The organism is Butyricimonas synergistica DSM 23225, assembly GCF_000379665.1.
In the GTDB taxonomy this organism is placed as follows: Bacteria; Bacteroidota; Bacteroidia; order Bacteroidales; family Marinifilaceae; genus Butyricimonas; species Butyricimonas synergistica.
Map to the genome: position 1 here is coordinate 180,159 of NZ_KB903372.1, position 7,946 is coordinate 188,104.

Consider the following 7,946-nt stretch of genomic DNA (forward strand, 5'->3'; position numbering starts at 1 on the left):
AAATTAATTAAAAGGTCAAGTCTATACCACAAGAAAACGTTTTTGCCAAAGGCTGCGCATAAATACTTCCATAAGTCTCCGGATCGAAATAACCTTTGTAACTTCCCCCAAAAACAAAAGGATTCCTAGATTCAAAGCTAATTCGAGCTGCAGCAAAACCTATTTTTCTCATTATTTCTTCTGGGATATTATACCCCAAGCGAATACTATTAATACGCATATAGCTCATTTGCTTAAACCATATATCATAACTCCTATATGAGTTTCCCGGATCTTTCACCTGTAACCATTGGTAACCCCAATTTTTTTCTCCTTCTGTATTAGTACCGATCAACCGTGCATATTTCCCATTCGGATTACTTGGAGACCATATTTGGAACATCCTATTCGAATAATTCTGTCCAGGCGATGTAGTTGCCGGATTATAGAACGGAGTTTCTTGTACTGTTTGGTCCAAAATAAATGAAGCTGCAATAGTTAAATCAAAATTACGATAACGGAATTTATTTATCCAACCTCCCGTAAATTTCGGTTCCGTTGTTCCCTCATAAGTATATAAATCACGATATTGTTCTGCAGACAATCCACTTTCCAAAAAGGTTATGAAACCTCCCATTTGAGATCCTTCTCTCAATTGATAAAATTCATTAAACGAAACTTTTTGTCCTTGTTTATTATAGAACATCTGCATCCCGTTTTCATCCAAACCAGCTGTTTTCAAAGAAAATACAGCACCGACAGAATACCCTTCTCGAGAAGGTTCATATGAATTTTCCCGAACATTAATCTTATTAATTACACTTTTATTATGTGCGATATTAAAGTCCATCGACCATTTGAAATTCTTTGTTTGAATATTCACAGTTGATAAAGAAAACTCAAAACCTTTATTAGTTAATCTTGCCCAGTTCATATTTGAAAAATTAAACCCATTTTCGCCAGGCAAAGACCGTAAACCAATAAGATCCTTACTTAAACGATGGTACACATCCAAACTCAAAGCTACCCGATTATCAAGTACAGCAACATCCAAGCCACCATTCCAGTTTCTTGTTTTCTCCCAACGTAAATATTGATTTGGAGGAGAATCAACTGAAATATTTGGTTCGCTCTCACCCGGTAAAATCGTAACATTTCCCCAGCTACCAACAAGTTCTGGTGACGTGTTTTTATCTACATTTCCTTGAATACCGTAAGATGCTCGCAATTTCAAGTTCGATAGCCACTCTACATCACGCATAAATTCTTCTCTATTTATATTCCACGCCCCGGATACAGACCATAAAGGCAGATATTTATATTTACGATCGACACCGAACATATTTGAACCATCGTAACGCAAACTTCCAAAAAATACATATCGATTATCATAAGCATAGGAAGCCGTCATGTAATAAGACAAGAATCTATCTTCCGCAAAACTTTTCTGATATTGACGGAATGCCGCTTCATCAACAGCTGTACTTCCTGTAGGAAAAACTAGAGGCTTCGTTGTCAAGGAATTTGGATCATACCCAAACCCTTTAGTCTGAATCGTTGTTGTCTTATTTCCCCTCATTTCCAATCCAGCCATCACATTCACTTCGTGCTTTTCTGCAAAATATTTATTAAACTCTCCTTGTAATTTCCATTGGTATTGATTCATATCAGTTGTAGCATTTTGAATAATACCTCCATCCGGGAGAAAATATGTTCCATCGTTTACTCTCGTTCTTTCTCTATATTTACGGACATAATAAGTTTCTTTATCTGCAATCTTTTCAGAACTGGTATGTTCCAATTGCATACCAAATTGTGTAGAAAGATTTAACCATGAAGCGACCTTATAATTTAAAGAAAGCATCGGTTTTATGGATCTATTTTTTAAGGTATATTTCGTATTATTCATCTCTTCCAAATAATTAAACTTCACATACCTCCCACTATATCCTTCTATATCCTGATCATAGACATAATCGCCATTCTCATCTCTTAATTTCAAATAAGGGTTTGCATTTCGAGAATAGTTCGCCGGATTTATAAACGCATCTGCATCTGTCAAATAACTATTCCGTTTACTATCAGTTACAAATAAAGAAACTCCTACATTCAAATTCGGAATTATATCAAAATCTGTTTTCATCGTTATATTATAACGCTCAAATCCCGTATTTCTTGTAGTACCCTCTTCGTTATAATAACCACCTGAAAAATAATATCTAGCGAAATCAGAACCTCCCGAAACACTAATATTATATTGTTGATTCACTGCATTCCGATAAATGACATCCCCCCAATTCGTGTTAATATTACGTAATGCATTAATCTCAGATTGAGCATCAGAGGATAATCCTCCAAATCCATTTTCCCGAAGAACTCCTAACTGATCGTGTCTTTTTAATATTCGAGCAACCTCTCCATAATCACTCCGATAATCCAAATCTGAACGAGAAGCTAAATCTAACTCAAAATCAACTTTTTCTGAAGCATTCATTAAATTCAACTTATCCAAATCCGGCTTTAATGTATAAAATACTCCTCCTGAAAAATTCACCCGAGGTTTTCCCCTAGAGCCTTTTTTCGTCGTTATAACAATTACACCATTTGCAGCACGAGCACCATAAATTGCAGTTGCCGCCGCATCCTTTAATATCGTGATATCTTGAATATCCGAAGGATTAACACCTCCGATAGATGTATTATATAATTCATCAATATTATCTTTACTATTAAAATCTGTCGGAATATCATTCCCTTCCAAAATCATACCATCCATAACCCACAGCGGATCCGTACTCCCACTCAAAGACACCGTACTACGAATACGCATTTTATTAGGTGCACCCGGAGCTCCATTCGTGGGGATTGAAGTCATACCCGCAACCTGTCCTTCCAATAGTTGATCGATACTGGCAACTCCTATTCGTTTTATATCATCCATCTTTACAGTTTGAATTGCAGAGGTAGCTTTTCGTTTCTCTATTTTTTGATACCCAGTCACCACCACTTCCTCCAACTGCTCCAAATCCGGTTGTAAAAGCACCTTGAACTCCGTCTTTTTAGAGATGTCCAGTTTCAAGGGTTTATACCCGATAAAACTAATTACCACGTAATTCACGGCTTTCGGTACTTTCAATTCAAAGTTTCCATCGATATCCGTGATTGTTCCTTTAGGTCCCAAATTCTTGGACTCCGGGGCATCCGGATCTATAACCACTGTCGCTCCAATCAAAGTCTCGTTCGTAACGGAATCCATTACCACGCCCTTAATTGTTCGGTAGTCTCCCTCGTTCTGAGCGAGCAACCAAAGCGGACAGAATAACGCAATCAATAATAAAAATTTTCTCATGTTCATTTGTTTACTTCGTATGTTAAAGGTATAATAATTATCTCATGTTCAAAGCTTCCTTGATACGGATAATCAAATCTTCATAATGATTTCTCGTTTCAACGTTGCCCGTGTTTCGCTTACTTTCCGCCAATTTCAGAACTTTCAACAACTCACCTCTTTTCACGGACACCGCCTCAGATACCCGTCCCATGGAAGTGAAATGCAAAATTCTCAATTGAGCGTCTTCTCTAGGTTCTATTTTAAACGCAGCTTCTTTTGAGGCAAAGCAACACGCGTTTGTATTGTGTAAAGCCTTCTTTGTTGTTTTCTCCACGGCTTTATTTGAACTCACAATGATGGCATCGATAAAGTTCTTCTGTGTCATCCTTTCATAAAGTGACAGGTTCTTTCCCGCGTTAGAACTGGCGAATATAACTTTGTGAATATCCGCGAACATCTCCTCGGGAGTATAACATTTAGCACGTCCTAAAGTCGCTTCCGCATCAAACATACGCATCAGGCGATCGTCTTTCAACAAATTATAGAACGTAGCGTACTGCATCTCTCGTGCCACCGTGTAAGGAGAATATTCTACACCCATTTGTATCGGGTAACTCTTCTTCCACACCTCTGCTCCAAACAACCAATCCGGAACGATAAATACTTCATCGATCAAATATTTCACGCTCTCCTTCTGTCTCTCTCTCGGCACGGGAACGTAACGATCCTCTGAACTACCCATTACCGGATTGTTTATATATATACCACCCACGTTTGCCGTCACGTGTCCGGCGTACATTTTCCATTGGTTAATCACTGCCATCAACAACCTGCCAGCTTGCGTGAATCCTTCTCCTTCTTCTTCCGTCCACGTGATAATATTCGGCACGATTCGCTTCAAGTTCATAATCCCGTAACGATTCGCTTTCACAACATCATCACCCAGGTCTTCATCTTGTGATCGCGGGTCGATTGGGTCTTTCGGGTCTTGTTGCTCCCCGTACCAATACATCGGATCATCCTCGTGTTCCCGAATCCAGCCGTTCAAAATCGGCAACTCCTCTTGCGGTGTTTCCGTGTCTAACCAACGATAAGCCCAATTAATAGCAAATTTATCATATATTCCAATCTTAGGAGTAATAGCCACGACACCATCTCCAGGTTGTGCCACGTAATTAAAACGGGCATAATCCATGATAGAACTTGCCGTGCCCCCCATCTTCGAGGTAAAACTCGGGGATCTCAATGAATCCACAGGGAAAGACGAGGAGGCACCCATATTATGCTTCAACCCGAACGTGTGACCAACTTCGTGCGATGACACGAAACGAATAGCACTAGCCATATGCTCGTCACTCAATTTATTTCCCCGTGCTCTCGGGTCTATCGGTCCCGTTTGAACTTGTATCCATGAATGAAGCAATGACATCACGTTATGCCACCATACCACGTCAGCCTCTATAATCTCACCGGAACGGGGATCCACAACAGAAGGTCCCATAGCGTTCGCCTGCTCAGATGCCGCATAGGTGATGACAGAATAACGAACATCATCTATATCGAAATCTTCATCACCCTCGGGGACATCCTTCGCGATAACAGCATTTTTGAAACCTGCTGCCTCGAATGCTGCCTGCCAATCCAATACTCCTGCCTTTATTTCCTCCCTCCACTGTTTCGGGGTTGAAGGATCGATATAAAACACAATCGGTTTAACAGGCTCTACCACCTCTCCTCTATTATATTTCTCTACATCTTCCGGCTTCGGTTCTAACCGCCAACGGTGGACGAACTCCCGTTTTTCTACTTTTTGTTGCGCATCATTAAAATAAGCATGCTCCGTCGTGAAGAACCCTACACGGGGATCCGCGAAACGCGGCTTCATCGGCACTTCCGGCAACAACACCAAGTTCGTTGTCGTCTCTACGGTCAAAGGGACAGCCACGCCACCATCTACCACTGACGTCGTCATCAGCGCTTTCACCACCACATTCTCAGGGAACACTTTCACACTCAATATCTTTGATAAATTTGTCTTTATCGCTCCCCCCAAAGAGATACTATTATATACATCATTAAAGCTTTTCTCGCTTCCGTCAAATATCTTATTTACTTTAATCACCACGGATGCCGAATCTTTCCCGTATGCCTCGATCGGGAAATACTCGATCACCGACTCCCGGTAATTCGCCTTCACCGATTCCGCTATCGCGTCTCCTTCCGGCGCACTTACTCTCGGATTATAGGTTGTCACCCATACTTTATTCAACTTCTCGTCTTTATAGAAACGGATTAGTTTATCATCATATTCCATTCCTCGATTCAACCCTGCATCATTCAATTCGTAAGGCACTCCCGACACTTTATTCACGATCAAGAGATCACGTCCCATCAATGAATCGGCGATCTCGAAATAATAATCATTCTCCACCGTCAGAATTTTGATCACTCCTTCGGCAACCTTTGCCTTTTTTACTAATTCACCATAAGTATCCTTACTGGCTACTTCCGTTTTTTCTTCAGACTTTTTTTTCTTTTGTCTTTCACTAGAATATCCCGTCATGGAAAGTAACAATAATGCCACGATCATTGTCACGCCTAAGATAAATGTCTTTGTTTTTGCCATACTTTATTTATTCGTTAAATCTGACCTAAATCTTTGATGCTATACAATATTAAGACAGATTTCGCCGAATAAAAATAAAATAGGAGTGAATCCCCGAAAAAACGGAGTGAAAGTTCGATTTTTAGTTATAAATCATTTCTCAAAAGAGGCAATTTGCACACGTAATAACCATTTTGACAACCATATACAAATTTTTCACGGGAATAAAACTCGTAAATAGTACGGATTCGCTCAAATCCCACGCCCATCGAGGCTTCGCCGGATTCCCCTCGAGGTTGGTAATTATTACTCACTATCAACCAATCTTCATCATCATGGATGTGAATATGCAATGGACTCTGCATCGTGATCTGGTTATGTTTGATAGCGTTCTCAACCAGCATTTGTAAACTCATGGAAGGTATTTTCGCGTCCAGACAGGCTAGAGAGACGTCAATCGTTAACTCTAACTGTTCACCGAAACGTATCTTCTGCAAAAAATAATATTGCCGGGTAAAATCGATCTCCTCCTTTATAGTAGACAAACTTTCATTCCTCGTTTCCAGCAAATAACGATATACTTTAGATAACTTCAACACGAACTCTTTCGCCAAGACAGAATCCGTACCGATCAGTACGCTCAAAGAATTCAAGGAATTAAATAAGAAATGCGGGTTAATCTGGTTTTTCAATTGTTGTAAATGCAGTTCCATTGACTCCCGCTCTATTTTCCGTCTCAACCGATACTCTTTACGCCATTTATGCTGAGCGAAGAAAAGCAACACCGCAAATATCACGATCGTAATCAAAGCTATCATCAACGTATAACGATGAAATTCATCCAAAATCTCTCTATTTCCATACTGGGGTACGTTCACGGCTATTACCCAATTCTCCTCGCCGATTGTCAAGGGATAATAAATACGAAGTACCGGGGAAGACAAGAAAACAGAATGCACCATCATCTCCACTTCATGCTTCGTCTTCATCACCTCCCTCAAGGTATCTAGCTCTTCCTGCTGGAAAGGAGATGACCCCAACAACCTTTCATCCGGATGAGATAGCAATACCCCTTGCTCGTTCACGATAAACACGTAACTGGAAACTTTTCCGCTAGCCTCGGCAAAATAAGAATGCAAATCCGTTAGCAAAATATCAAAACCGAAAAGAGCTTTTCGGGAAACCGCCGGTTCTATCGTTTCAATCGTCGTCCAGTATATTTTGCCATTCTCCGTGTACGTCCCGCTATAATGATGCTCTCTCATGGTGTCAAGTAAAGTGTACATATATTTCAACTCGCTCCCCGAGAGTTTCATACGACGAAAGGACTCACTATTACGTTCCAATATACGCAACGAATCCTTTGTTCCCCGAAAAAACCACGTTCTGCTCAATTTCGGGTCTAACTGCAACATGGTCTTCAAAAGAGAAAACAAATCCACTTCATTATAGGATTCCGTACGCCCGAAAAACTCCCTAGCCAAACGTTGTAATTCCTCCGTTTTTCGAAATTCATAAGCCACGGACTCCGCCCGGTAACGTGAAGCCTCCCTCACGTTTGCATTGTTCATATCATTACCAACATCGCTGATTTTTTTACCAATCAAATATATCGCGATCATAAACAACGCTAACAGGATTAAACCTATCGATATGATATTCGTCCGTATTCTCATCGCGACAAAGATACATAAACAATTGAAAATGAAAAATTGAAAATTGAAAATGAAAAGTTCAGATAAAAAAAGAGCGAGTCATTTGAACTCGCTCTCTCTAAATTTGGCATCGACCTACTCTCCCACCTTTCGGCAGTACCATCGGCGCTAACGGGCTTAACTTCTCTGTTCGGGATGGGAAGAGGTGGATCACCGTCGCTATAGACACCGTTTAATACCATTCAAAGTCGTTTCCAACTCACGTCACTCCAGCGTGGCACTCTTGCCAACCGTGACAAATATCTTTAAAGTCCATTATTCATTCATGCCTTCAAGCGATTGTTTTGACAATCGCTTGGAACGTTAATCGAATCAT

At 40.4% G+C, this 7,946-nt stretch carries 3 protein-coding genes and 1 rRNA gene; all 4 read right to left on the reverse strand.

The window, feature by feature from the left end; all coding sequences use genetic code 11:
• Window positions 1-7: 7 nt before the first annotated feature.
• The 4 genes from A3CY_RS0118535 to rrf all read right to left on the reverse strand — a co-directional run bounded on the left by A3CY_RS0118535 (window position 8) and on the right by rrf (window position 7,803).
• Entirely contained in the window at window positions 8-3,328 is a 3,321-nt protein-coding gene (locus A3CY_RS0118535; protein ID WP_026207869.1) for a SusC/RagA family TonB-linked outer membrane protein, read from the reverse strand.
• A gap of 37 nt (window positions 3,329-3,365) precedes the next feature.
• Window positions 3,366-5,936 (reverse strand): zinc-dependent metalloprotease, encoded by a 2,571-nt coding sequence (locus A3CY_RS0118540; RefSeq protein ID WP_018339450.1) that lies wholly within the window; start codon window positions 5,934-5,936, stop codon window positions 3,366-3,368.
• A gap of 125 nt (window positions 5,937-6,061) precedes the next feature.
• Window positions 6,062-7,591: a histidine kinase gene (locus A3CY_RS22325; protein WP_018339451.1), complete on the reverse strand. Its 1,530-nt coding sequence runs from the start codon at window positions 7,589-7,591 to the stop codon at window positions 6,062-6,064.
• 101 nt (window positions 7,592-7,692) lie between these two features.
• Window positions 7,693-7,803, reverse strand: a 5S ribosomal RNA gene (gene rrf / locus A3CY_RS0118550).
• Window positions 7,804-7,946 lie beyond the last annotated feature (143 nt).